Origin of the sequence: Streptomyces sp. NPDC088910, from assembly GCF_044749865.1 — a bacterium.
In the GTDB taxonomy this organism is placed as follows: Bacteria; Actinomycetota; Actinomycetes; order Streptomycetales; family Streptomycetaceae; genus Actinacidiphila.
The window spans coordinates 1-25,400 of record NZ_JBIVIV010000003.1 but is presented as its reverse complement, the minus strand read 5'-3'; the positions used below and the strand labels follow the sequence as shown (position 1 = coordinate 25,400).

Sequence of the window (25,400 nt, the reverse complement as noted above, 5' to 3'; positions counted from 1 at the left end):
CGAGGGTAGGCGGTCACCTATGAGGCGTTCCTCACGTCACGTTGGTGGATGGGGAAGGTCTCCAGGGTGAAGGGACGTTGTAGTCGAGGAGGCGCGTCCGCCGCGGGCCACGAGCCCGGCGGTGCACGCCTACCCGGGCGGCAGCCGCGGAAGGAGCGCAGATGCGCGTCGACGCTGAAGAGCTGGCAGTGGTGCCCTTGGAATCACCCTTGGCCCACGAGGCCGCGCTGGCCGGGGCCAAGGCGGCGAATCTGGCCCGGGCGGCGGCGCGGGGGCTGCCGGTGCTCCCCGGCTTCGCCCTCGTCCCGGCCGCCCGCGCGCCCGATGCCCCGGCCGGGACGGCGGCTCTGCGCCGCGCCTGGCAGGAGCTGGGCGGACCGGACGGTGCCGCGCTGGTGGTCCGTTCCTCCTCCGCGCACGAGGACACCGCCGAGTCGTCCATGGCGGGCCGCTTCGAGTCCGTCCTCGACGTACGCGGCTGGGACGCCTTCACCGACGCGGTGCGGGCGGTGCTGGACTCCGCCGCGCGCGTGCCGTCGCCGCCCTGGCCGTCCGCGGAGGACATCTCCGGAACTGGACCCGGAGCCGGAACTGGACCCGGACCCGGAGCCGGACCCGGAACCGGAACCGGAACTGGAGCCGGATTAGGAAGCGCGCCAGGACAGGGGCCCGGTCCTGGGCCAGGACCGGACGCCGACGACGCGGCCGAACCCGCAGTCCACCCCGGAGACATGACCGTCCTGGTCCAGCCCATGCTGCGGGCCGCCGCGGGCGGCGTCATGTTCGGCGCGGACCCCGTCGAGGGCCGCTACGACCGCGTCCTGATCAGCGCGGTCCCCGGCGGCCCCGACCGCCTCGTGGACGGCAGCACGCAGGGCGTCCGCTACCAACTGACCCGCCGTGGACGGCTGTTGCGCACCGAACCCGCGCCCTCGGGGCACGGCCGGGTGACCCGGCTGCTCGCACGGCCGCTGCCCGGCCGTCGGGAGCGGCGGCCGGAGCCGGGGACCCTCACCGCGCGGGAGCGGCAGCCGCTCACCCGGCGGCAGCTGGTCCGGCTCGTGCGGCTGGCCCGGCGCGCCGAGCGCGTGTACGGCGGGCCGCAGGACATCGAGTTCGGCTTCGCGGACGACGGGCGGCTGTGGCTGTTCCAGGCGCGGCCGATCACCGCGATGGCGGCCCGACCGCCGCGCGGGGCACGGCTGTTGGGGCCGGGACCGGTGAGCGAGACGCTGCCCGGTGTGCTCCAGCCGCTGGAGGAGGACCTGTGGCTGGCGCCGATGGCGCACGGGCTGACGCTGGCCCTGGACATCGCGGGCGCCGCGTCCCGGCGGCGGCTGCGCAAGCTGCCGGTGGCCCGTACCGTCGAGGGCCGCGCCGCCGCTGACCTGCGGCTGCTCGGCGTGACACCGCCCGCGCACCCGGTGCTGCACTTCATCAACCCGGCCCCCGGCGCCCGCCGCGCCGCCGCGGCCTGGCGGGTCGGACGGCTGCGCGGCGCGCTGCCGCTGCTCGCGCAGGACCTGATGGCCGACGTCGACCGGCAGCTGCACGACTTCAGGGCGCCCCGGAAGATGCTCAGCGGCGAGCTGCTGAACGCCGTCTCCTGGGGACGCAACGCCCTGTCCGCCCTGCACGCCCAGGAGTCCCTGGCGGGCGCGCTGCTGGACACCGGCACCGGTACGGGCGGCGGTACGGGCGGCGCCGCGAGCGCCGGCGCGGGCGGCGGGACGACGGCGGCGGGCGAGGCGCTGGCCGTACTGGCCGAGGGCCGCGGCCGGGGCGCCACCGACGCGGAGCTGATCGCCCACCACCCCGTCCTGCTCACCCTGCTGCCGCCCACCCTCGGCGAGCGCGGCCCGCTGCCCGAGCACGTCGGCTGGAACGGAGTCCCGCGCGGTGTCGGCTTCCTGAGCGTCCGTGAGGGGCTGCGGCTGCGCATCCGCTGGGTGCAGGAGATGCAGGCCGCGATGGTCCGCGAGATCGGCACCCGGATGGACGCGTACTGCCTGGTCGGCGAGCGGCGCAAGATCGCGCTGCTGCGCTGGGACGAACTGCTGGGCGTCGGCGCGGGCCGCGGCCGTCCGGCCGACCTGGCCGAGCGCACCCCGCGCCCCGAGACCCCGCCGCTGCCCGCCGCCTTCCGGCTCGCCGACGGCGCACCGCAGGCGGTGAGCCTGGCCCGCGGCCGTACCGGTCGGGGACAAGGCGAGGGCCAGGGCGCGGGCGGCGGCCAGGGCGCGGGGACCGCCTGGGACGGCGCGGGCGTACGGCCGCCGGACGCCGTGCTCGTCGTCCGCTCGCTCGACCCGGCGCTCGCGCCGCTGCTGCCGGGCCTGTCGGGCCTGGTCGCCGAGACCGGCAGCGTCCTGTCGCACCTGGCGGTGCTGGCCCGCGAGTACCACGTGCCGACCGTCGTGGGCGTCACCGACGCCGTCGGCCGGTTCGCCCCCGGCTCCGGGCTCGCCGTGGACGGCGGTACGGGGGCGGTGGAGCGGACAGGTGGCGGTACGGGGGCGGTGGAGCCGACGGGCGGCGGTACGGGGACGGTGGAGCCCACGGGCGGCGCGTCCGACGCACCGGGCGCGGAGCCGGGCGGGTCCGGCGACGCCCCCGCCCCCAGGGACGGGCGCGCCGCGCTCGAAGCGCGGGACGAACCGCGCAAGGGGGCCGTCGCGTGAAGTACGTCAGCTACCTCTTCGGCGGCCTGTCGACCCTCGCCGCGGGCATCTACCTGGTGATCTACCTCTACCGCTGGGAGTGGCAGCGCGCCGTCATCTGCGGGGTGCTGCTCCTCGCCGTCGAGGGCTTCCTCGTCTGCGTGATCCTGCTCGGCCGGATGGGCCGTCTGGAACGGCGGCTGAGCGACGCGGACGCCCGGATGGAGGAAGTACGGCAGCGCCTCGAACACGCCAGGGAGACCTCCGCGCACCCCTTCCGCTGGCTCGGCAACGGCAACGGCAACGGCAACGGCGGTGCGAGCGGCGGCGGTTACGGGGACAGCCGCGACGGCGTGGACGGCGGCAACCGTACGTTCGTCTTCGTACCGATCCTCATGGTCACCGGCGCGGCGCTGTCCGGTGTCGCCTGGGTGATCCAGCGGATCGCGGCGGTCACCGCGCGGCCGGGCGCGGAACGGCGGCTCGCGGGCCGCCTCGCGCCGCTCGCCGCCCCCTCGGGCGGCGTGCACGGCGTCATCACCCAACTGGAGGACAACCCGGCGGTGCCGCCCGCGCGCCGACTGCGCCCGCTGCTGACCGGATTCGGCGCGGCCGCCGGGGTCGTGCTGCTGGTCTACCTCGTCTATGTGCTGTCGGAGGCCACCGAGACCCGCGAGGAGTCCAGGCCCGACGCGGCGGCCAGTACCGTGGTGTTCCGGATCGACGTGCACGGCACCGACGACGCCAGGGCGCGCGAACTGGCCGCCCGCGACCTGTGGGAGGGCTGCCGCCGCTCCACCTCCTCGCTCAACCCCGACGCCAGCCTCGGGCGGCTCGCCGACGGCGTCTTCGCGGGCGTCATCCGGCCCGCGCTCAGTCCGCACGACATGATGCGGCTGCGCGGCTGTCTCTCGGACGCGAGCGTGAACCGGGCCCACGCCAAGGTCCTGGGCACGGGACAGGCGGGAGTCCCGCACTGACCCGCCCTCGGCGCGCCCCCGGCGGGGGGCCCGCGTACCGGAATCGGGCACTGGCCCCGGAAGCAGCGGCTAGCCTGACGGGACGGCCGCTGCCCTCGGGGAGGGACGGCGGCACCTGTCCCCAGGTTTCCGCTCCCCAGGTGGTGAACCCCGCTTGTCCGAATCGGCCGCTCTCCCGATCCCGGTCCCTGCCCCGACGTCGTTACGGTGGCCCGTACGCGATCCCGTACGCGATTCCGTACGTGATTCCGTCCGCGGCCCGGCGCGCGGTCCCGGAACCGACCACGAACCCGATCTCGCGGGCGACTTCGGGCCCGGCTCCCTACCGCCCGCCGCCCCCGGCGCCCGGATCTGGGCGCGGCGGGTGACGAAAGTGCTGCTCGGCTGTCTGCTCGGCTACGGCGTGCTGTGGGCCGCCTCCGCGGGCGGCATGCTCGCGGTCTCCGCGTGGGCGCGGCACGGCGCCTCGGCCGGTTCCGGCGAGCGGACGGCGGGCATCAACCACTTCCTGGCTGTCGACCCGCACGTGTGGCGCGGGTCCGCGCCGACCGCCGCGGGCTACCGGGCGTTGGCCGACCGGGGCATCCGTACCGTCGTCGACCTCAGGGCGGAGGATCTGTCGCCCGCGGAACTGGCCCTGCCTTCCGCCGCGGGCCTGCACGCCGTCCGGCTGCCGATCCGCGACGGCCAGACCCCCACGGAGCGGCAGGTCGACACGTTCCTGCGGATCGTGAGGACCTCGCCGGGACCGGTCTTCGTGCACTGCGGCGCGGGCGTCGGCCGTACGGGCTCGATGGCCGCCGCGTATCTGGTCCGCACCGGACAGGCCGACAGCCGCCAGGCCGCGCTGCGTACCCTCGCGGTCGGCCCGCCCTCCATCGAACAGGTCTATTACGTGCTCAACGTGTCGCGCGACGACACCGACCAGCCGCCGCTGCTCGTCCAGGGCGTGAGCCGGTTCCTGGACGCGCCGCGCCGCATCATGGCCTCGCTGTAGACCGCGCCGGCCGCGGACCGGGCCAGGCGTGCGCCGCGCTCGCCGCGGACCGGGCCCGCGCCCGCTCCGCCGGAGCCGTCGCGGAACCGATAAAGTCACGCCCGTGTCGGAGGTCGGCGAGCGGGCGGGATGTCGCGGTCCACATCACATTCGAACGGGCGCCGCAGGTGGGAAGGGCCGACGCCGTACGCGCGGACCGTGCCGATGGGCACGGCATCGCGGCGGCATGGCAGGCTTGGACCCGCAGGACAAGACAACACGGTCAGTGATTCGGCGAAGAAGCGGAGCGTCAAGGTGCAGCGCTGGCGGGGCTTGGACGACGTTCCCGGTGACTGGGGACGCAGCGTCGTCACCATCGGCTCGTACGACGGCGTCCACCGCGGTCACCAGCTCATCATGGGCCGCGCCGTGGAGCGCGCCCGTGAACTGGGGCTGCCCTCGGTCGTCGTGACCTTCGACCCGCACCCCAGCGAAGTCGTACGGCCCGGCAGCCACCCGCCGCTGCTGTCCGCCCACCACCGGCGCGCCGAACTGGTCGCGGACCTCGGCGTGGACGCGCTGCTGATCATCCCCTTCACCAGCGAGTTCTCGAAGCTGACGCCGAGCGAATTCGTCAAGACCGTGCTGGTCGAGGGGCTGCACGCCAAGCACGTGGTCGAGGGCCCCAACTTCCGCTTCGGGCACAAGGCGGCGGGCGACGTCGAATTCCTCTCCGCGCTCGGGCTGAAGTACGACTACGAGCTGGAGGTCGTCGACCTCTTCGTGCGCGGTGAGGCGGGCGGCGGCGAGCCGTTCTCCTCCACCCTGACCCGGCGGCTGGTCGGCGAGGGCGACGTCGAGGGCGCCGCCGAGATCCTGGGCCGCCCGCACCGCGTCGAGGGCGTCGTCGTCCGGGGCGCGCAGCGCGGACGCGAACTGGGCTACCCCACCGCCAACGTCGAGACCCTGCCGCACACCGCCATCCCCGCCGACGGCGTTTACGCGGGCTGGCTGCACGTCGACGGCGAGGCCATGCCCGCCGCGATCTCGGTCGGCACCAACCCGACCTTCGACGGCACCGCGCGCACGGTCGAGGCGTACGCGATCGACCGCGTCGGCCTCGACCTGTACGGGCTGCACGTGGCGGTGGACTTCCTCGCCTATCTGCGCGGGATGGAGAAGTTCGACACCATCGACGCGCTGCTGGAGCGGATGGCCGACGACGTGAAGCGGGCCAGGGACCTGGTGGACGCCGCCGACTCGGCCGCCGCCCCGCCCGCGTCCGCGCCCGAGCCCGCGTCCGCGCCGACCGAGCCGTCGCCCGCCGCCGAATAGCCTCGGGCCAGGCCGTTCCACAGCCGCTCTGTCAGTGGTCGCTGCCAGACTTGGCGCATGTCCGAGCAGTACGTACCGTTCTTCGCGAACGTCCAGCTCTCCCCGACGGCGGAGGGTGACGACCGGCCGCCGCTGCCCACCACGGGCAGCGAGCGGGAGATCCTGACCGCCTTCCTCGACTGGCACCGCGCGACCTTCGAGCTGAAGTGCCGGGGCGTGGCCGCGGCCCGGCTGTCGGACCGGGCGATACCCCCGTCCGGGCTGAGCCTGCACGGCCTCGTACGGCACCTCGCGGGCATCGAGCGGTGGTGGATACGCCAGCACTTCGCGGGCGAGGACCTGCCGATGCTCAACTACTCGGACGAGGACCCCGACCAGGGCTTCGACCGGCTCGACGGGGACGTGGAGGCGGCCTTCGCGGCGTGGCGGGTCGAGCGCAACCGGGCCAGGACCATCGTCGCCGAGGCGCCCTCGCTGGACGCCACCTGCCGTTCGCTGGTCACCGGCAAGGAGATATCGCTGCGCTACATCCTGGTGAATCTCATCGCCGAATACGCCCGGCACAACGGGCACGCCGACCTGCTCAGGGAGCGGATCGACGGCGCGACGGGCCTGTGAGACAGCCACCTGACAGCGTGCGGGCGGGAGCGCGGGGGAGCGCCGGGCCTCAGGTGGGGCGGATCAGCCGGGTCTCGTAGGCGAAGACGACGGCCTGCACACGGTCGCGCAGCTCCAACTTGACCAGAATCCGGCTCAGATGGGTTTTCACCGTCGCCTCCGCCAGGTGCAGCGTGCCCGCGATCTCCGTGTTCGACAGGCCGCGGCCGACCTCCACCAGCACCTCCCGCTCGCGGGCGGTCAGCCGGTTCAGCCGCCCGTCGCCCTCGGAGCCGCCGGCCGCCGAGGGGAGCTGGTGCGCGAAGTTCTCCAGCAGGCGGCGCGTGATGCGCGGTGCCACCACCGCGTCGCCCGCGGCCACCGAGCGGATGGCGCCCAGCAGTTCCTCGGGCAGCGCGTTCTTCAGCAGGAAGCCGGACGCGCCCGCCTTCAGCCCGGCGAAGGCGTATTCGTCCAGGTCGAAGGTGGTCAGGATCAGCACCTTGGAATCCGGGCAGCGCCGTACGATCCGCGTGGTGGCCTCGATGCCGTCGGTGCCGGGCATCCGGACGTCCATCAGCACCACGTCGGGCCGCAGCGACTCCGTGAGCCGCACCGCCTCCGCGCCGTCGCCCGCCTCGCCGACCGGCCGCATGTCGGACTGCGCGTCCAGCACCATCGTGAACGCCATCCGCAGCAACGGCTCGTCGTCCACCAGCAGCACCCTGATCACCCGCCCGCCCCCGTCCTCGTCGGCCCCGCTGTCGTCGGCCCCGCGCCCGTCGTTCCCGCTCCCGCCGGCCGCGGGCTCCGCCGCCCCGCCGGTCATATCGGCTCCGGGGCGCCGAGGACGAGCACCGCCGCGACCCGCCAGCCGCCACCGGGCAGCGGCCCCGCGACCAGCGAACCGCCGTACGCCGCCGCCCGCTCCCGCATGCCGGGTATGCCGTGCCCCGCCGAGGCCGCCGCACCCTCGGCGATCGCGCCGCCGTGCGCGGTGTCGGCCGCCGCGGGGTGCGTGCCCGGGCCGTCGTCGGTGACGGTCACGGTCAGCGCGTCGGGGGCGCAGCCGATCCGCACCTCCGCGCTGGTCCCGGCGGGCGCGTGCTTGAGCGTGTTCGTCAACGCCTCCTGGACCAGCCGGTAGACGGTGAGCTGCGCCGCCACGGGCACCGGGCCCGGATCGCCCGCCACGGACAGCACCGTCGGCAGCCCCGCCGCCCGTACCTGGTCCACCAGCGATTCGAGCTGCGCGATGCCCGGCATCGGATGCCGCAGCGCGTCCGGCTCGTCCGCCCGCAGCACCCCCAGGAAGCGCCGCATGTCCGTGATCGCCTGCCGCCCGGTCGCCGACACCTGCCGCATCGCGGTCGTCGCCCGCTCGGGGGTGCGCTGCTGCGCGAAGACCGCACCGTCCGCGAGCGCCACCATCACCGACAGATTGTGCGTCACGATGTCGTGCATCTCCCGTGCGATCCTGGCCCGTTCGTCGGCCACCGCCAACTGCGCCCGCTGGTCGCGCTCCCGCTCCAGCCGCACCGCCCGGTCCTCCAGAAAGGCCAGACGGTCACGGCGGCTGCGCATGTTCACACCGAAGACCGCCGCCGCGACGGCCATCGCCGACAGCGAGACGAAGGTCCCCGCGCTCCGGTCGTGCATCGCCCAGCTCACCGTGGCCAGGACGACCCCGACCTCCAGCACGCCGAAGGCCATCATCAGCCGCCGCCGGTCGCAGTACGCGGCCACCGTGTAGAGCGCCACCAGCAGCGCCACGTCGGCCGGGACCTGGAAGTCCAGCAGCCACTGCACGAAGGCCGTCGCCGCGATGCAGGCGAAGACCGCGAGCGGCGCCCGCCGCCGCCACACCAACGGCGCCGTGAGCCCCGCCCCCAGCGCCAGGAACGGCACCGGATCGTCCCGCAGCGCCGCCCGCGCCAGCATGCTGAGACCCACGTAGAGCGTGGCGGCGAACAGCCCGTCCACCACCATCGGGGGCAGCCGCCGTCCCACCCGCCGTCGGGCCCGCCCGGCCAGCGCCCGCCACGCGGGGGCCGGTCCGGTAGCAGCCGATCGCATGGGCGACGTGCCGGTGCCCATGGGACCAGTGCTCAAGGGGACCGTCGCGCCGGTGTCCGCGGACGCCGGTCCCGGCTGCCGCGGGGCGTTCCCCTGGGCAGCCGGGTCCTGTGCCGTCGCGGTGGACGGCAGCGGGTACGTCATCGCGTCCTCGTCACGCCGTCGTCACGCGTCGCGCCGCTTGAGCAGCACCGCCGCGCCCGCGAGCGCCACCGCCGCGTAGAGACAGAACACCAGGAACCCCGTCCAGGGCGCGAGGCTCGTGGCGTCCTGGTGCAGCGAGATCAGCGACTGTCCCGCGTTGCTCGGCAGGTACTTGTTGATGTGGTCGGCCCACGAGGTGGGCAGCGCCTCGGCGAGCACCGGCAGGACGAGCAGCAGGCCGAAGACGGTGGCGATACCGCCCGCCGTGTTGCGGACCAGGGCGCCTATCGCGACGCCCAGCAGCCCCACGACCGTCAGGTACAGGCCCGCGCCCAGCACCATCCGGGTCACGCCGGGGTCGCTCAGCGAGGTGCCGATGTGCCGGGAGGACAGCAGCGCCTGACCGACCAGGAAGGCGATCAGCGCGCCCGCCGTCATCACCACCCAGGTCACCGCCGCGTACAGCCCGGCCTTCGCCCACAGCACCGGCAGCCGCCGCGGCACCGCGGACAGCGACGCCCTGATCATGCCGGTCGCGTACTCACCGGTGATCATCAGGACACCGAGCACACCGACCGCGAGCTGCGCGAGGAAGAAGCCGCGCAGACTGGTCAGCGCGGGCTCGAAGTCGGCCCGCTCGTGCGGCGACATGTGCGGCCAGCGGTTCGCGGTGACCGCGCAGAACAGCGCGCCGAAACCGATCAGCGCGACCATGCCCGCGATCAGCGTGTAGAAGGTGGACCGCAGCGTCCGCAGCTTGATCCACTCGGAGTGCAGCACGCGGGCGAGGGTGACCTCGCCGCGCGGCGCGGTCCGCCGCGCCTCGGGAGTCTCCGGCGCCTTGTCGATGGTGGCAGTGCTCATGCCGCCTGTCCTTCCCGCTCGCGCACGGGCGCCGGTGCCTGGTACTCCACGGCATCCCTGGTCAGTTCCATGAACGCCTCTTCCAACGACGCCTGCTGCGGCGTCAGTTCGGCCAGCGCGACGCCCTGGTCGGCCGCGATCCGGCCGATCCGGTCGCTGCTGAGCCCGGTCACCTCCAGCACACCGCGCTCCACCGACGCCACCGACACATCGGGGCCCGCCAGCAGCTTCCGCAGCCGCTCCGCCTCGTCGGTCCGCACCCGCACCGACGTCCCCGCCGCGGCCCGCACGAATTCCTCCACCGACGTGTCGGCGATCAGCCGCCCCCGCCCGATGACGATCAAGTGCTCGGCGGTCAGCGCCATTTCGGACATCAGGTGGGAGGAGAGCAGGACCGTACGGCCCTCCGCCGCCTGGTCCTTGAGGAGATTGCGGATCCAGAGGATGCCCTCCGGGTCCAGGCCGTTGACCGGCTCGTCCAGCACCAGCGTCGCCGGGTCGCCCAGCAGCGCGCTCGCGATGCCGAGGCGCTGCCCCATGCCGAGCGAGAAACCGCCGACCCGCTTGCGGGCCACCTCGCCCAGACCCACGATGTCGATCACCTCGTCCACCCGGCGGCGCGGAATCCCCGTGGTGGCGGCCAGCGACAACAGGTGGTTGTACGCGCTCCTGCCGGTGTGGATGGCGCGCGCCTCCAGCATCGCGCCCACCTCGTGCAGTGGCGCGCGGTGCTCCGCGTACTGCTTGCCGTTGACGGTGACACCGCCCGACGTCGGCGCGTCCAGGCCCAGGATCATCCGCATCGTGGTCGATTTCCCCGCGCCGTTGGGGCCGAGGAATCCGGTCACCACGCCGGGCCGGACGGTGAAACTGAGGTCGGACACGGCGGTGCGCTCGCCGTACCGTTTGGTCAGGGCGTGGGCTTCGATCATCGGATCGTCCTCGGCGGTGCGTCAGCGGGAAGGGATGATTCCATCCTTGTTCCCCGCGCCCGCCGCGGCGACGGTCCACGGGCGGATTCCCGCCCCGCCCGCGTGCGCCTCCGGGGGGACGCCCCGTACACCAACTGTTGTACGCGCCGCCCGGCCGCCGCTGCGGCCGGGGACGACCAGGGCCGCCACCAGCGACAACGCGTGGTGGCGGCCCCTGTGTCCGCGCTGTGCGCCCGTGCGGGCCCGCCTGCCCCCGGCTACTGCGGGGCGGGCGGCGGCGGGTAGCCGTACCCCGGCGGGAGCTGCGGCGCCTGCGGGTTCTGCGGATCCTGCGGCGGCCCGCCGTACGGCTGCTCGCCCTGCGGCGGCGCGGGCTGCTGCGGCCACCCCTGCTGCGGCTGCGGGGCCTGGGGTTGCGGCGACTGCGGCTGGAAGGGCGCGGGCGTCGCCTGCTGGCCCGGCGGGTACGGCTGCGGAGCCTGCGGCGGACCGCCGTACGCACCGGGCTGGCCGGGCTGTCCCGGCTGACCCGCCTGACCCGGCGCCGGGTAACCGCCGTGCTGCGGTGCCGGATAGCCGCCCTGCTGCGGTTGCTGGGGCTGCGGCGGCGGAGGGTAACCGCCCTGCTGCGGCGGTGGCGGCGCGGGGAAACCGCCCTGCGGAGCGGCGTAGGGGCCGTAGCCGGGACCGGCCTGGCCGCCGCCCTGGACCGGCATCGGCGGCGCCTGGTGCGGCGGCGGGTTGACCCCGTCGGCCGTCCACAGCCCCTGCGCCTGCTGGGCCCGCGTGAAGTCCTCCGCGACCATCGCCGACAGGTTGAAGTACGCCTCGCGGGTCTTGGGCCGCATCATGTCGAGGTCGACCTCCGCGCCCGCGGCGAGGTGTTCGTCGAAGGGCACCACCTGGACACCGCGGCAGCGGGTCTGGAAGTGCGCCACGATGTCGTCGACCTTGATCATCTTGCCGGTCTCCCTGACCCCCGAGATGACCGTGATGCTCCGCGACACCAACTCCGCGTACCCGTGCGCCGACAGCCAGTCCAGCGTGGTGCTCGCGCTGGACGCGCCGTCCACCGACGGCGTCGACACGATGATCAACTGGTCGGCCAGGTCGAGGACTCCGCGCATCGCGCTGTACAGCAGACCGGTGCCGGAGTCCGTGAGGATCACCGGGTACTGGCGGCCCAGCACGTCTATCGCCCGCCGGTAGTCCTCGTCGCTGAACGCCGTCGAGACCGCCGGGTCCACGTCGTTCGCGATGATCTCGAGCCCCGACGTCGCCTGCGAGGTGAACCGGCGGATGTCCATGTAGCTGTTGAGGTACGGGATCGCCTGCACGAGGTCGCGGATCGTCGCCCCCGTCTCGCGCCGCACCCGGCGGCCGAGGGTGCCCGCGTCCGGGTTGGCGTCGATCGCCAGGATCTTGTCCTGCCGCTCGGAGGCCAGCGTCGAGCCCAGCGCGGTCGTCGTGGTCGTCTTGCCCACGCCGCCCTTGAGGCTGATCACCGCGATCCGGTAGCACGACAGCACCGGCGTACGGATCAGCTCCAGCTTCCGCTGCCGCTCCGCCTCCTCCTTCTTGCCGCCGATCTTGAACCGCGACGGCTGCGCGTTCGCGCCCGCGCGCTTCGCCTTCGGCGGATTGCGCAGCAGCCGGTCCGACGACAGCTCCACGGCCGCCGTGTAGCCGAGCGGCGTGCCGCCCTGCGTCGTGGGCTGCCGCTGGTCGGGCCTGACGGTGGGCCAGCCGCCCATCCGCGGGTCGGCCGGTGCCTGCGGCTGCGGCTGCGGAGGCGGAGGCTGCGGGGCCTGCTGCTGACCCTGCGGGTCGGGCCGCGCGGGCTGCTGCGGCTGCCCCGGCTGCGGGAAGCCGTAACCGCCCTGCTGCGGCAGCGGCTGAAGCGGCGCCGCCTGGTCCTGGCCCGGCTGCGCGTGCTGCGGGAAGCCGTAACCGCTGCCCTGCGCGGGACCCGCGCCCTGCTGCGGCGCCACCGGCTCGTGCGGCAGTCCCGACGGTACGGGGCCCGCCGTGTACGGCTGCGGCCCGCCCTGCGGCGGCGCTCCGAAGCCGGTCGGCGCGGGCAGATTCCGCTCCGGGGTGTCCTGCGGCACCGCGTCGTTCGGCTCGGGCACCGCGTCCTGCGGCTCCGGTGCCTGCGGCGGCTGGACCTGAGCGGGCGCCGGGACCGGGGCGTGCGGCGCCGCGGGCGGCGGGAAGCCGTACCCCTGGCCCTGCGGCGCGTCCGGCGTCCCCGCGACCGGCGCGGGCGGCTGCGTTTGAGGCTGAGGCTGCGACTGCGGGTGGGGCTGCGGCTGCGCGTAGCCGGTCGGCGGCACGGGCTGGCCCGGTTGCTGGACCGGGCCCGGCTGCGCGGCGGCCGGGGGCTCCTGACGGGCCGGGAGGTTCACCGGCTGTCCGGTCGGCGGCGGGAAGCTGTGCAACGGCGCCGCCGCCGCAGGACCCGAATTCCCCTGCTGCGCGGGCCCGGCGGGCGCCGCGGGCGGGAAGCCGTAACCCTGTTGGGGTGCGGGCGGGTTGGGGCCGCCGGGGTGCAGGGGTGCGGCCGGTGGTGCGGCGGGGGCGTCGGCTGCCGGGGGGAAGCCGTAGCCCTGTTGGGGTGCGGGCGGGTTGGGCCCGCCGGGGTGCAGCGGCGCTGCCGGTGGTGCGGCGGGCTCGCCGGTCGGCGGGGGGAAGCCGTAACCCTGTTGCGGGGCAGGGGGGTTGGGGCCGCCGGGGTGCAAGGGGGCGGCCGGAGGTGCCGCCGGAGCGTTGGCCGCCGGGGGATTGCCGTAGCCCTGTTGGGGTGCGGGCGGGTTGGGGCCGCCCGGGTGCAGGGGCGCGGCGGGTGCGTCGGCGGCGGGCGGGAAACCGTACCCCTGTCGCGGGGCGGCCGGGGAGCTGTCCGGGGCGGGGTGCGAAGGCTCCGCGCGCTCGAAGTCCGGGGGGAGCGGCGGTACGGGGCCGCGCGGTGCGCCGGGCGCCCACGGGAGTGCGTCCGCCGCGCCGGGCAGCGGCACCCAGACCGGGGCACGAGGCGCGGCCGGGGCCTCCTCGGCCTCGGGCTCCGACGGCGCCGACGGCTTCGCGGTAGCGGTAGCGGCAGGGGCAGCGGGCGCGGGCGCGGCGGGCTTGGCCTCCGCAGGCTCGTCATCGGCGGCGGACGAGGACGTAGAAGACGTAGAAGAGGACGTAGGAGAGGAGACGGCCGGCTCCGGCGGCTTCCGCTTGCCGGCCTCGCGCTCCTCGACCTCCCGCCGCAACGCGGCGGCGGAGAAGCGCACCGTGGCGTCGGGCGCGCCGTCCTCGCGGCCCCCGAAAGCGGGGAATCCCGAACCGCCGGGCGTACCGGACCCCGACGCGGAAGCCCGTACCGGCTCCGGCTCCGACGTGGCCGCGGCCTCCGCCGCAGGCGCGGACTCGGGCTCCCGCTTCGCCGCACCTTCCGAGCGGTCCGAGCGGTCCGAGCCGTCCGAACGGTCCGCGCCCGCCGACGCGCGCGCGGGCTCGCCCGCCGACTCGGCCGACGCGGCGCGCGGAACCGGGATCGACGGTACGGCCGCGGCCGACCAGGACGGTTCGGCCGCCGACGCCGAAGGACCGGGCGTGGGCAGGGGCAGCGACGGCACGGCGGCGGCGGACCACGACGACTCCGACGACTCCGACGAACCCGCCGCGTCACCCGTCAGCCCCGCCCCCGGCTCGGAGCCGGGAACAGAAGCAGGGGAGGAACCTGCGGCACCCGTATCCGGGCGCCGGTCCGACCGCGCGCCCGTCTGCGGACCCGAGCCCGTGAAGGACCCCGAATCCGTGACAGGAACGGAACCGGAATCGGCGCCAGCGCCGGAATCCGAGCCGCTGTCCGCCGCCTCATCGGCGTCGTCGGCGTCCGCGGAGCCGCCCGCGTCCCCCATGTACCAGGCGGGCGCCGCGTCGCCCAGGCTGAACTCACCCGTGTAGTCGGCGTCGCCCCGGTCCTCGACAGGGCCGGCCCCGCCCACGCGGCTGTCGTCCCGATCGCTGCTCACAATGCCTCCTGGTCTGCTGCTTCACCGTGTCCCCGCGACGAGTCCGGCCCGTAAAAAGCCGCTCGTCGGCGCGGGACACCGTCGCGGGACCGCACCGCTGCGCGCATACCCACGCATCCCATGTCCGATCCCCCTCCCCGTCAGGGGCAAGACTAATCGTCGGTAGCCTTCCGATGTCAGGCCCGCCCTCATGGGTGAGTGCCCCTCGCACACCACCCTCACGCGCCGGGCGGCGTCCCCGCCCGCGCCCGGAGATGACCCGCGGGTAAGCGGACCGCCGCGGGCTGGTACTCTGGGTGACGGTCACGTGTGTGTACACACCCCGTGATCCCGCGCCTCGCGAGTCAACGAAGCATCCCCCGCGATGAATACCGGGGGCGCTCGGAGGCCACTGATACCTGAGGAGTCCGTATGTCGCTCGACGTCGAGACGAAGAAGCAGATCATCGCCGAGTTCGGTACCAAGGAGGGCGACACGGGCTCCCCCGAGGTCCAGGTCGCTCTGCTCTCGCGCCGTATCTCGGACCTGACCGAGCACCTCAAGACCCACAAGCACGACCACCACTCGCGTCGTGGTCTGCTGATCCTGGTCGGCCAGCGCCGCCGTCTGCTGCAGTACCTGGCCAAGAAGGACATCACGCGCTTCCGTGAGCTCCGCGAGCGCCTCGGCATCCGTGCCGGCGCCGCGGGCGTTCGCTAAGACGCCGTGGAGGGGGAGCGGTACCCGCGAGTCGGGGCCGCTCCCCCTTTGCCGTATACGCGATACGCGCCGTGTACGGCGAAGCATCGCCGTAGTGGCCATATACGCGCCGAGCGACGAAGCGCGCACATGAAGTGCGTGATGTCTCCGTCGTCTGGTGCAATGGTTATCAAGTATGAGGAGGAGCGTCCTCCTGATCGCCGAACAGCCGGTCCTCGGTAGTGGCCTCCGGAAGACACACGCCCCGGAGGCTTCGATCGAAGACCGGCACCGGTAACAGGACGCCCCTCCACCGATGGCCCGCCAGGGAAACGCCCTGCGGGCATGGACGAGGAGAATCCCCATAGTGGAGAACGAGACCCACTACGCCGAAGCCGTTATCGACAACGGCACGTTCGGCACCCGCACCATCCGCTTCGAGACGGGCCGCCTGGCCCGTCAGGCCGCCGGCTCCGCCGTGGCCTACCTGGACGACGACACCATGGTGCTGTCGGCCACCAGCGCCTCGAAGCAGCCCAAGGAGCACTTCGACTTCTTCCCCCTCACGGTGGACGTCGAGGAGCGCATGTACGCGGCCGGCCGGATCCCCGGTTCCTTCTTCCGCCGCGAGGGCCGCCCCTCCGAGGACGCGATCCTCACCTGCCGGCTGATCGACCGCCCGCTGCGCCCGTCCTTCGTCAAGGGCCTGCGCAACGAGATCCAGGTCGTCTGCACGGTCATGGCGCTCAACCCCGACCACCTGTACGACGTGGTCGCGATCAACGCCGCCTCCTGCTCCACGCAGCTCGCGGGCCTGCCCTTCTCCGGCCCGATCGGCGGCGTCCGCGTCGCCCTCATCAAGGGCCAGTGGGTCGCGTTCCCGACCCACAGCGAGCTCGAGGACGCCGTCTTCGACATGGTCGTCGCGGGCCGCACCCTCGAGGACGGCGACGTCGCGATCATGATGGTGGAGGCCGAGGCCACCGCCAAGACGATCCAGCTCGTGGCGGGCGGCGCCGAGGCGCCGACCGAGGAGATCGTGGCCGCGGGCCTCGAAGCCGCCAAGCCGTTCATCCGGACGCTCTGCAAGGCGCAGTCCGAGCTGGCCGCCAAGGCCGCCAAGCCCACCGGCGAGTTCCCGATCTTCCTGGACTACCAGGAGGACGTGTTCGAGGCCCTGGAGTCCGCCGTCACCGGCGAGCTGGCCCAGGCGCTCACCATCCCCGGCAAGCAGGCCCGTGAGGCCGAGCTGGACCGCGTCAAGGGTCTGGCCGCCGAGAAGCTCCTCCCGCAGTTCGAGGGCCGCGAGAAGGAGATCTCCGCCGCGTACCGCTCGCTGACCAAGAAGCTGGTCCGCCAGCGCGTCATCAAGGACAAGGTCCGCATCGACGGCCGCGGCGTGACGGACATCCGTACGCTGGCCGCCGAGGTCGAGGCCATCCCGCGCGTGCACGGCTCCGCGCTGTTCGAGCGTGGCGAGACCCAGATCCTGGGCGTCACCACCCTCAACATGCTCCGCATGGAGCAGCAGCTCGACACCCTGGCGCCCGAGACCCGCAAGCGCTACATGCACAACTACAACTTCCCGCCGTACTCGGTCGGCGAGACCGGCCGCGTGGGCTCGCCCAAGCGCCGCGAGATCGGCCACGGCGCGCTCGCCGAGCGCGCCCTGATCCCGGTCCTGCCGACCCGCGAGGAGTTCCCCTACGCGATCCGTCAGGTCTCCGAGGCGCTCGGCTCCAACGGCTCCACGTCGATGGGCTCGGTCTGCGCCTCCACCATGTCGCTGCTGAACGCCGGTGTGCCGCTCAAGGCCCCCGTCGCCGGTATCGCCATGGGCCTGATCTCGCAGGAGATCGACGGCGAGACGCACTACGTGGCGCTCACCGACATCCTCGGCGCCGAGGACGCGTTCGGCGACATGGACTTCAAGGTCGCCGGCACGAAGAACTTCGTGACCGCGCTCCAGCTCGACACCAAGCTCGACGGCATCCCCGCCTCCGTGCTGGCCGCCGCGCTGAAGCAGGCCCGTGACGCCCGCCTCCACATCCTCGATGTGATGAACGAGGCCATCGACGTCCCGGACGAGATGTCCCCCAACGCCCCGCGGATCATCAGCATCAAGATCCCCGTGGACAAGATCGGCGAGGTCATCGGCCCCAAGGGCAAGATGATCAACCAGATCCAGGAGGACACCGGCGCCGACATCTCCATCGAGGACGACGGCACCGTGCTGATCGGCGCCACCGAGGGCTCGCAGGCCGAGGCGGCCCGCGCGGTGATCAACCAGATCGCCAACCCGACGATGCCCGAGGTCGGCGAGCGCTACCTGGGCACGGTCGTGAAGACGACCACCTTCGGCGCGTTCGTCTCGCTGATGCCCGGCAAGGACGGCCTGCTGCACATCTCGCAGATCCGTAAGCTCGCCGGCGGCAAGCGCGTCGAGAACGTCGAGGACGTTCTCGGTGTGGGCGCCAAGGTGCAGGTCGAGATCGCCGAGATCGACCAGCGCGGCAAGCTCTCGCTGATCCCGGTCATCGAGGGCGAAGACGACGCCGAGGACGCGAAGGACGAGTCGGAGAAGTGACGACCCGCTCCACCGCAGTGACGGCCCGCCCCTCCACCAAGGGGCGGGCCGTCCGCACGCGGACCCTGCTCCCGGGCACCGACGGCATCGGCACCGTACGGCGCAGCGTCCTGCCCGGCGGGCTGCGCGTCGTCACCGAGACGCTGCCCACCGTCCGTTCCGCCACCTTCGGCATCTGGGCGGCCGTCGGCTCCCGCGACGAGACCCCGGTGCTCAACGGCGCCACCCACTACCTGGAGCACCTGCTCTTCAAGGGCACGGAGCGCCGCAGCGCACTGGACATCTCCGCGGCCGTGGACGCGGTCGGCGGCGAGATGAACGCCTTCACGTCCAAGGAGTACACCTGCTACTACGCGCGGGTGCTCGACACCGATCTGCCGCTGGCCATCGACGTGGTCTGCGACATGCTCACCGGGTCGCTGATCCGCCAGGAGGACATCGACGCCGAACGCGGCGTCATCCTGGAGGAGATCGCGATGACCGAGGACGACCCCGGCGACCAGGTGCACGACCTGTTCACCACCGCGATGCTCGGCGACACCCCGCTCGGTCGCCCCGTCCTCGGCACCGTCGAGACCATCAACGCGCTCACCCGCGACCAGGTCGCCCGCTTCTACAAGCGGCACTACGACCCCACGCGGCTCGTCGTCGCCGCCGCGGGCAACGTCGACCACGCGGCCGTCGTCCGCCAGGTCCGCCGCGCCTTCGAGAACGCGGGCGCCCTGCACGACCCGGACGCCGTCCCGATGGCGCCGCGCTCCGGCAGCCGTACGCTCCGCGCCGCGGGCCACCTCGAACTGCTCGACCGGCGCACCGAGCAGGCCCATGTCGTCCTCGGCATGCCCGGCCTGTCGCGCAACGACGACCGGCGCTGGGCGCTCAGCGTGCTCAACACCGCGCTCGGCGGCGGCATGAGCTCCCGGCTCTTCCAGGAAGTGCGCGAGAAGCGCGGCCTGGCCTACTCGGTGTACTCCTACACCTCGTCCTTCGCGGACTGCGGCCTCTTCGGCGTCTACGCGGGCTGCCAGCCGCGCCGGGTGCCGGAAGTGCTCAAGATCTGCCGGGACGAGCTGCACCAGGTCGCGGAACACGGCCTGACCGACGAGGAGATCGGCCGCGCGATCGGCCAGCTCTCCGGCTCCACGGTGCTCGGTCTCGAGGACACCGGCGCGCTGATGAACCGGCTCGGCAAGAGCGAGCTGTGCTGGGGCGAGCAGTTGTCCGTCGACGACCTGCTCGGCCGGATCGCCGCGGTGACCCCGGACGACGTACGCGCGGTGGCCCGCGATGTACTGGGCCAGCGGCCGTCGCTGGCCGTCATAGGGCCGCTCAAGGAGAAGCAGAGCGCGCGCCTGCGCGAGGCGCTCGCGTAGCGGACCGGCTCGCGGGAGCCGCGGCGCGCGTGCCGTCAACCGATGTGAGATGCGAAGGACGAGGACAGGACAACGATGAGCAAGCTCCGTGTGGCCGTCATCGGCGCCAAGGGCCGGATCGGATCAGAGGCGGCACGCGCGGTCGAGGCGGCCGACGACCTCGACCTCGTCGCGGCGATCGACCGCGACGACCGGCTGGAGACACTGACCGAGTCCGGTACGCAGGTCGCCGTGGACCTGACGCACCCCGACGCCGTCATGGGCAATCTGGAGTTCTGCGTCGGCCACGGCATCCACGCCGTGGTCGGCACCACCGGCTGGACCCCGCAACGGCTCGACACCCTGCGCGGCCGGCTCGCCGCCTCGCCCGCCACCGGAGTGCTCATCGCGCCGAACTTCTCCATCGGCGCCGTCCTCACCATGCGCTTCGCCCAGCAGGCCGCCCGCTGGTTCGAGAGCGTCGAGGTCATCGAGCTGCACCACAACCGGAAGGCGGACGCCCCCAGCGGCACCGCCACCCGTACCGCGCAGCTCATCGCCGCCGCTCGCGCGGAGGCGGGCCGCGCCCCGCAGGAGGACCCCACCACCCACGCCCTGGACGGCGCCCGCGGCGCGGACGTCGACGGCGTCCCGGTGCACTCGGTACGGCTGCGCGGCCTGCTCGCCCACCAGGAAGTGCTCTTCGGCGACACCGGCGAGACCCTCACCATCCGGCACGACTCGCTGCACCACAGCAGCTTCATGCCGGGCATCCTGCTCGCGGCCCGTACCGTGCCCGGTGTCCCCGGCCTCACCTTCGGCCTGGAACACTTCCTCTCGGACGACCACCGCGCGCTTCAGCCGGACGAGGGCTGACGCGGAGGACCGAACCGGAGGACGGAAACCGAAATGCGCGCCAAACTCAGCTACGCCGTGTCCGCGGTCGTGCTGGTCTTCTACTTCGTGCTGGTTGGCGACCGCGGGGTGCTGCTCATCGCGGACGGCCGCCCGGTCACCGTCGTCTTCGGCGTCGCCGTGCTCGTCCTGCCGCTGATCGGCGCCTGGTTCCTCTGGCACACCACCCAGTTCGCCCGCCACGCCGGACGGCTTGGCCGCGAACTGGAGGCCGAGGGCGGCCTGCCCGTGGACGAACTGGTCCGTACGCCCAGCGGCCGGATCGACCGCGACTCGGCCGACGCGGTGTTCGCCAAGCGGCAGGCCGAGACGGAGGCCGCGCCGGACGACTGGCGCAACTGGTTCCGGCTCGCCGTCGCGTACTTCGACGCACGCGACACCCCGCGGGCCCGCAAGGCGATGCAGCGGGCCATCGCGCTGCACGACGGGCGCGAGGTGCGCGAGCGGGTCTAGGCGGGCCGCGACCGGGCGCGACTCCTCATACGGGTGTGCCCGGTCGATTTCATCCGGCCGTGCACCCGGGAGGGTGAAGCTGAGCGCGGCTCAGCGCAGTTCGGCGGCCCAGCCCTCGATGGCGTCGGCGGCGAGGTCGAACGCCTCGACCCGGCCGAGGAAGTCCGCGTTGTGGTCGGTCAGCATCGGCCGCAGCGGACGGCCGCCGCGCCGGGTGATCACCAGTGCCTGACCCTGCACACTGCGCGGCAGCCCCAGCACCCGCACCGGCTGCTGGGCCGTGCGCACCGAGACCACCTGGCTCCACGACACCGTCGAGGTGGAGAAGAACTCCACCTGGCGCAGGCCCTTCCCGCTCACCCACACACCCACGCGCAGCAGCCGCAGGGTGACCGCGATGATCACGAACGCCGAGAGCAGGCACGTGACGCCGCCCTGCCCGCTTCCCGCGGCGACCATGATCAGCGCGGCGAACAGCAGGTACGAGGCGAAGACCAGCAGCAGCGCCGCGGTCGCGACCCGCCACGGTCCTGGACGGTAGGGCCGCATCCAGCGGTCCTGGTCGGCGTGCGGCAGCGCACGTCCGGGCGTGAACTCATCGACGAAGGCGGTGGTGGAATTGTGGGGGAGGGACACGCGGGGAATCCTCTTCGGGTCTCCGGCAGCTTCCGGCACGAGCGGGCTATGACGGGTGAGGCTAGCCGCCGTGCGGCGCCGCGGCTACCTCGGGTCGTCCGATCGGCCCTGGCCCGCCCGACGAACGCTGTCATACGGAGCGAATAGGCTGGCGCCGCACGGCAGAACAGCCGCCCGACCGCACACCGGCTCAACCGCACACCAGCTCAACCGCACAGCCGCCAAGCAGGAAGGACCTCGGGTGCCGACCGAGACCACCACCGGGACCACCGTCCCCGTCCAGTTCCGCGACGACGTGACCGTCGACCTCGTCAAGCACAGCGCCTCTGACGGCGACGTCCTGTGGGCGGCCCGGGTCTCCACCGCCGGAGAGCAGTCCCTCGAAGAGCTGACCAAGGACCCCGAGCGCTCCAAGGGCCTGATCAACTACCTGATGCGCGACCGCCACGGCAGCCCCTTCGAGCACAACTCCATGACCTTCTTCATCAGCGCCCCGATCTTCGTCTTCCGCGAGTTCATGCGCCACCGCGTCGGCTGGTCGTACAACGAGGAGTCCGGGCGTTACCGCGAGTTGCAGCCGGTGTTCTACGTGCCGGGGCCCGAGCGGAAGCTGGTGCAGCAGGGGCGGCCGGGGAAGTACGAGTTCGTGCACGGCACCGCGGAGCAGCACGAGGCGGTGCGGGGGGCGATGGAGGAGTCGTACGCGCATTCGTACGCGGCGTACCAGGAAATGCTGGCGGCCGGGGTGGCCAGGGAAGTGGCGCGGGCGACGCTGCCGGTCGGGTTGTTCTCGTCGATGTACGCGACGTGCAACGCGCGCTCGCTGATGCACTTCCTGGGGCTGCGGACGCAGCACGAACTGGCGGCCACGCCGTCGTTCCCGCAGCGGGAGATCGAGATGGTGGGGGAGCGGATGGAAGCCGCGTGGGCGGGTCTGATGCCGCTGACACACGCGGCGTTCAACGCGAACGGCCGGGTGGCACCGTAACGGCCGGAACCGATCGGCGCGACCGCAGTCAAATGTCCGAAGTGTTCAGATTGCAGGCATTCGTGAAGTTCATCTAGGCTGCTGAAACGGACTCCGGCGTTGCTTGAACCCCCGAGCAGGCACCGCCGGAGTCCTTTGCGCAGGTCCCGAGGCTGCATGCCCGTACACACACCGAGTAGCGTGGACCCATGGCTCCGACCTCCACCCCCACGGCCCCCTTCGGGCGGGTCCTGACCGCAATGGTCACGCCGTTCACCGCGGACGGCGCCCTCGATCTCGACGGCGCGCAACGGCTCGCCGCCCACCTCGTGGACGCCGGGAACGACGGTCTCGTCGTCAACGGCACGACCGGGGAGTCGCCCACCACGAGCGACACGGAGAAAGCCCGGCTCGTACGGGCCGTCGTGGAAGCCGTCGGAGACCGCGCCTTCGTCGTCGCCGGAGCCGGCACCAACGACACCCGGCACAGCGCGGAACTGGCCCGCCAGGCGGAAAGCGCCGGCGCCCACGCCCTGCTCGCGGTGACGCCGTACTACAACAAGCCCCCGCAGGAGGGCCTGTACCGGCACTTCACCGCCATCGCCGACGCCACCGGGCTGCCCGTCATGCTCTACGACATCCCCGGCCGCAGCGGCGTCCCCATCGACACCGAGACCATCGTCCGGCTGGCCGAACACCCCCGGATCGTCGCCAACAAGGACGCCAAGGGCGACCTCGGCGCCGCGAGCTGGGCGATGTCCCGCAGCGGCCTGGCCTGGTACTCGGGCGACGACATGCTCAATCTGCCGCTGCTCTCCATCGGAGCCGCCGGCTTCGTCTCCGTCGTCGGCCACCTGGTCTCCGCCGAACTGCGTGCGCTCCTCGACGCGTACACCAGCGGCGACGTCACCAAGGCCGCCGAGATCCACCAGCGACTGCTGCCGGTCTACACCGGCATGTTCCGCGCCCAGGGCGTCATCACCACCAAGACCGCCCTCGCGCTGCGCGGACTGCCCGCCGGTCCTCTCCGGCTCCCCCTCGTGGAGCTGGACCAGGCCGCCACCGAACAGCTCAGGAGGGATCTCGCCGCAGGCGGGGTAGACCTCTGACCACAGACTTCACAACTTAATAGGTCCGAACACGCACAACCGCACAACCGAACGACTGCACAACCGCACAGCCGAAAGACCGCACAGCCGACGATGCGCACTGCCGCATACGCACGGAAAACACGATGTCACGCGCGCCGCGACCCAGGAGGGTCCGGCGGCGCGCGTGGTAGGGAGAGACTTTTGAGCCATCCGCACCCCGAACTCGGCCCCCCGCGGACCCTGCCCGACGGCGGCCTCCGGATCACCCCGCTCGGCGGCCTCGGAGAAATCGGCCGCAATATGACGGTCTTCGAATTCGGCGGCAAGCTGCTGATCGTCGACTGCGGAGTGCTCTTCCCCGAGGAAGAGCAGCCCGGCGTCGACCTGATCCTGCCGGACTTCACCTCCATCAGGGACCGCCTCGACGACGTCGTCGGCGTGATCCTGACCCACGGCCACGAGGACCACATCGGCGCCGTCCCCTTCCTCCTGCGGGAGAAGGACGACATCCCGCTGATCGGCTCCAAGCTGACCCTCGCCCTGATCGAGGCCAAGCTCCAGGAGCACCGCATCCGGCCGTACGTGCTGGAGGTCAAGGAGGGCGAGCGCGAGCGCATCGGCCCCTTCGACTGCGAATTCGTCGCCGTCAACCACTCCATCCCGGACGCGCTGGCCGTCGCCATCCGCACTCCGGCGGGCATGGTCGTCGTCACGGGCGACTTCAAGATGGACCAGCTCCCGCTGGACGGCCGCCTGACCGACCTGCCGACCTTCGCGCGGCTCGGCGAGGAAGGCATCGACCTGCTCCTCGCGGACTCCACCAACGCCGAGGTCCCCGGCTTCGTCGCACCCGAGCGGGACATCTCGCAGGTGCTCAGGCAGACCTTCGCCAAGGCGGACAAGCGGATCATCGTGGCGAGCTTCGCCAGCCACGTCCACCGCATCCAGCAGGTCCTGGACGCCGCGCACGAACGCGGCCGCAAGGTGGCCTTCGTCGGCCGCTCGATGGTCAGGAACATGGGCATCGCCCGAGACCTGGGCTACCTCAAGGTGCCCAGCGGTCTCGTCGTGGACGTCAAGGTCCTCGACGACCTGCCCGACGAGAAGGTCGTCCTCGTCTGCACCGGCTCCCAGGGCGAGCCGATGGCCGCCCTGTCCCGGATGGCGAACCGCGACCACCAGATCCGGATCGTCGAGGGCGACACCGTCATCCTCGCGTCCTCCCTCATCCCGGGCAACGAGAACGCGGTCTACCGCGTGATCAACGGCCTCACCCGATGGGGTGCCAACGTTGTCCACAAGGGCAACGCCAAGGTCCACGTCTCCGGCCACGCCTCGGCCGGCGAACTGCTGTACTTCTACAACATCTGCAAGCCGCGCAATCTGATGCCGATCCACGGCGAATGGCGACACCTGCGCGCCAACGCCGATCTCGGCCAGCTCACCGGCATCCCCAAGAACCGCTGCGTCATCGCGGAGGACGGCGTGGTCGTCGACCTCATCGACGGCGTCGCCAAAATCGCGGGCAAGGTCCAGGCCGGTTACGTGTACGTCGACGGTCTCTCCGTCGGCGACATCACGGAGTCGTCGCTGAAGGACCGCCGCATCCTCGGGGAAGAAGGCATCGTCTCGGTCTTCGTGGTGGTCGACTCGACCACCGGCAAGATCGTCGGCGGCCCGAACATCCATGCCCGCGGTTCGGGTATCGAGGACGACGCATTCGCCGCCGTCATCCCCAAGATCGAGGAGGGGCTGTCCCGTTCGGCCTCCGACGGGGTGATGGAAGCACGCCAGATCCAGCAGCTCATCCGCCGCTCGGTCGGCAAATGGGTCTCCGACACCTACCGTCGGCGACCGATGATCCTCCCTGTGGTGGTTGAGGTCTGACGCCTCGTCAACCACTGGACCAGGAGCGGGCCCCCGGATTTGCATCCGGGGGCCCGCTCCAGTACGTTGGCACAACCGCCTCGACGAGACCCGCGGAAACGTGTGTGCTCGGAACGGGGTTGGTAATTCCGACCGAATAGCTTCTGCTAAAGTCGGAGACACGACGAAGGGAAAGCCCGGAGGGCCGGTGAAACGGTCTGAAGGAAGCTTCCGTTCCTTGAGAACTCAACAGCGTGCCAAAAGTC

Annotated in this window: 19 protein-coding genes; 13 read left to right on the top strand and 6 right to left on the bottom strand. The window is 72.7% G+C overall.

The window, feature by feature from the left end; genetic code table 11:
- Window positions 1-161 precede the first annotated feature (161 nt).
- The 5 genes from ACIP4Z_RS08505 to ACIP4Z_RS08485 all read left to right on the top strand — a co-directional run bounded on the left by ACIP4Z_RS08505 (window position 162) and on the right by ACIP4Z_RS08485 (window position 6,569).
- The gene (locus ACIP4Z_RS08505; protein ID WP_401306063.1) at window positions 162-2,681 is read left to right on the top strand and encodes a PEP/pyruvate-binding domain-containing protein; all 2,520 of its coding nucleotides are present in this window, start codon (window positions 162-164) and stop codon (window positions 2,679-2,681) included.
- Window positions 2,678-3,640, top strand: coding sequence for a hypothetical protein (locus tag ACIP4Z_RS08500; RefSeq protein WP_401306061.1), 963 nt, complete (start codon window positions 2,678-2,680; stop codon window positions 3,638-3,640). The genes ACIP4Z_RS08505 and ACIP4Z_RS08500 overlap by 4 nt, the downstream gene beginning before the upstream one ends.
- A 364-nt stretch (window positions 3,641-4,004) precedes the next feature.
- Window positions 4,005-4,637 carry a dual specificity protein phosphatase family protein gene (locus ACIP4Z_RS08495; protein ID WP_401306059.1) on the top strand — a complete coding sequence of 211 codons (633 nt, stop codon included), beginning with the start codon at window positions 4,005-4,007 and terminating at the stop codon, window positions 4,635-4,637.
- Window positions 4,638-4,931: 294 nt separating this feature from the next.
- On the top strand, window positions 4,932-5,951 hold the full coding sequence (locus ACIP4Z_RS08490) for a bifunctional riboflavin kinase/FAD synthetase (protein ID WP_401306057.1): 1,020 nt from the start codon (window positions 4,932-4,934) through the stop codon (window positions 5,949-5,951).
- A 57-nt stretch (window positions 5,952-6,008) separates the two neighbouring features.
- Window positions 6,009-6,569: a DinB family protein gene (locus ACIP4Z_RS08485; RefSeq protein ID WP_401306055.1), complete on the top strand. Its 561-nt coding sequence runs from the start codon at window positions 6,009-6,011 to the stop codon at window positions 6,567-6,569.
- A 49-nt stretch (window positions 6,570-6,618) separates the two neighbouring features.
- On the opposite strand, the gene ACIP4Z_RS08480 is transcribed toward ACIP4Z_RS08485, so the two are convergent.
- From ACIP4Z_RS08480 to ACIP4Z_RS08460, 5 genes are all read right to left on the bottom strand, one after another.
- Window positions 6,619-7,239, bottom strand: a complete 621-nt coding sequence (locus ACIP4Z_RS08480) for a response regulator (protein ID WP_401306562.1) — start codon at window positions 7,237-7,239, stop codon at window positions 6,619-6,621.
- 134 nt (window positions 7,240-7,373) lie between these two features.
- A complete protein-coding gene (locus tag ACIP4Z_RS08475; RefSeq protein WP_401306053.1) occupies window positions 7,374-8,768 on the bottom strand; it encodes a sensor histidine kinase in 1,395 nt (464 codons plus the stop codon).
- 21 nt (window positions 8,769-8,789) lie between these two features.
- Window positions 8,790-9,632 (bottom strand): ABC transporter permease subunit, encoded by an 843-nt coding sequence (locus ACIP4Z_RS08470; RefSeq protein WP_391161407.1) that lies wholly within the window; start codon window positions 9,630-9,632, stop codon window positions 8,790-8,792.
- Window positions 9,629-10,564, bottom strand: a complete 936-nt coding sequence (locus ACIP4Z_RS08465; protein ID WP_355349808.1) for an ATP-binding cassette domain-containing protein — start codon at window positions 10,562-10,564, stop codon at window positions 9,629-9,631. Before ACIP4Z_RS08465 ends, ACIP4Z_RS08470 begins: the two co-directional genes overlap by 4 nt.
- A 257-nt stretch (window positions 10,565-10,821) precedes the next feature.
- The gene (locus ACIP4Z_RS08460) at window positions 10,822-14,589 is read right to left on the bottom strand and encodes an SCO5717 family growth-regulating ATPase (protein ID WP_401306050.1); all 3,768 of its coding nucleotides are present in this window, start codon (window positions 14,587-14,589) and stop codon (window positions 10,822-10,824) included.
- 411 nt (window positions 14,590-15,000) lie between these two features.
- On the opposite strand from ACIP4Z_RS08460, the gene rpsO reads away from it, so the two are divergent.
- From rpsO to ACIP4Z_RS08435, 5 genes are all read left to right on the top strand, one after another.
- Window positions 15,001-15,288 carry a 30S ribosomal protein S15 gene (gene rpsO, locus ACIP4Z_RS08455; RefSeq protein ID WP_033173003.1) on the top strand — a complete coding sequence of 96 codons (288 nt, stop codon included), beginning with the start codon at window positions 15,001-15,003 and terminating at the stop codon, window positions 15,286-15,288.
- Between the two features lie 346 nt (window positions 15,289-15,634).
- The gene (locus ACIP4Z_RS08450) at window positions 15,635-17,854 is read left to right on the top strand and encodes a polyribonucleotide nucleotidyltransferase (RefSeq protein WP_355349816.1); all 2,220 of its coding nucleotides are present in this window, start codon (window positions 15,635-15,637) and stop codon (window positions 17,852-17,854) included.
- Window positions 17,851-19,227, top strand: coding sequence for an insulinase family protein (locus tag ACIP4Z_RS08445; protein ID WP_391161402.1), 1,377 nt, complete (start codon window positions 17,851-17,853; stop codon window positions 19,225-19,227). The genes ACIP4Z_RS08450 and ACIP4Z_RS08445 overlap by 4 nt, the downstream gene beginning before the upstream one ends.
- Window positions 19,228-19,302: 75 nt before the next feature.
- Entirely contained in the window at window positions 19,303-20,082 is a 780-nt protein-coding gene (dapB, locus tag ACIP4Z_RS08440; RefSeq protein WP_355349822.1) for a 4-hydroxy-tetrahydrodipicolinate reductase, read from the top strand.
- A gap of 33 nt (window positions 20,083-20,115) precedes the next feature.
- Window positions 20,116-20,574, top strand: a complete 459-nt coding sequence (locus ACIP4Z_RS08435) for a hypothetical protein (protein WP_355349825.1) — start codon at window positions 20,116-20,118, stop codon at window positions 20,572-20,574.
- A 90-nt stretch (window positions 20,575-20,664) separates the two neighbouring features.
- Here ACIP4Z_RS08435 and ACIP4Z_RS08430 read toward each other — a convergent pair whose 3' ends face one another.
- Entirely contained in the window at window positions 20,665-21,210 is a 546-nt protein-coding gene (locus ACIP4Z_RS08430; protein WP_355349828.1) for a hypothetical protein, read from the bottom strand.
- Window positions 21,211-21,451: 241 nt separating this feature from the next.
- Between ACIP4Z_RS08430 and thyX the strand changes: the two genes are divergently transcribed.
- From thyX to ACIP4Z_RS08415, 3 genes are all read left to right on the top strand, one after another.
- Window positions 21,452-22,198, top strand: a complete 747-nt coding sequence (thyX, locus tag ACIP4Z_RS08425) for an FAD-dependent thymidylate synthase (protein WP_355349831.1) — start codon at window positions 21,452-21,454, stop codon at window positions 22,196-22,198.
- Window positions 22,199-22,386: 188 nt separating this feature from the next.
- On the top strand, window positions 22,387-23,286 hold the full coding sequence (dapA, locus tag ACIP4Z_RS08420) for a 4-hydroxy-tetrahydrodipicolinate synthase (protein ID WP_401306045.1): 900 nt from the start codon (window positions 22,387-22,389) through the stop codon (window positions 23,284-23,286).
- Between the two features lie 183 nt (window positions 23,287-23,469).
- A complete protein-coding gene (locus ACIP4Z_RS08415) occupies window positions 23,470-25,155 on the top strand; it encodes a ribonuclease J (RefSeq protein ID WP_355349837.1) in 1,686 nt (561 codons plus the stop codon).
- Window positions 25,156-25,400 lie beyond the last annotated feature (245 nt).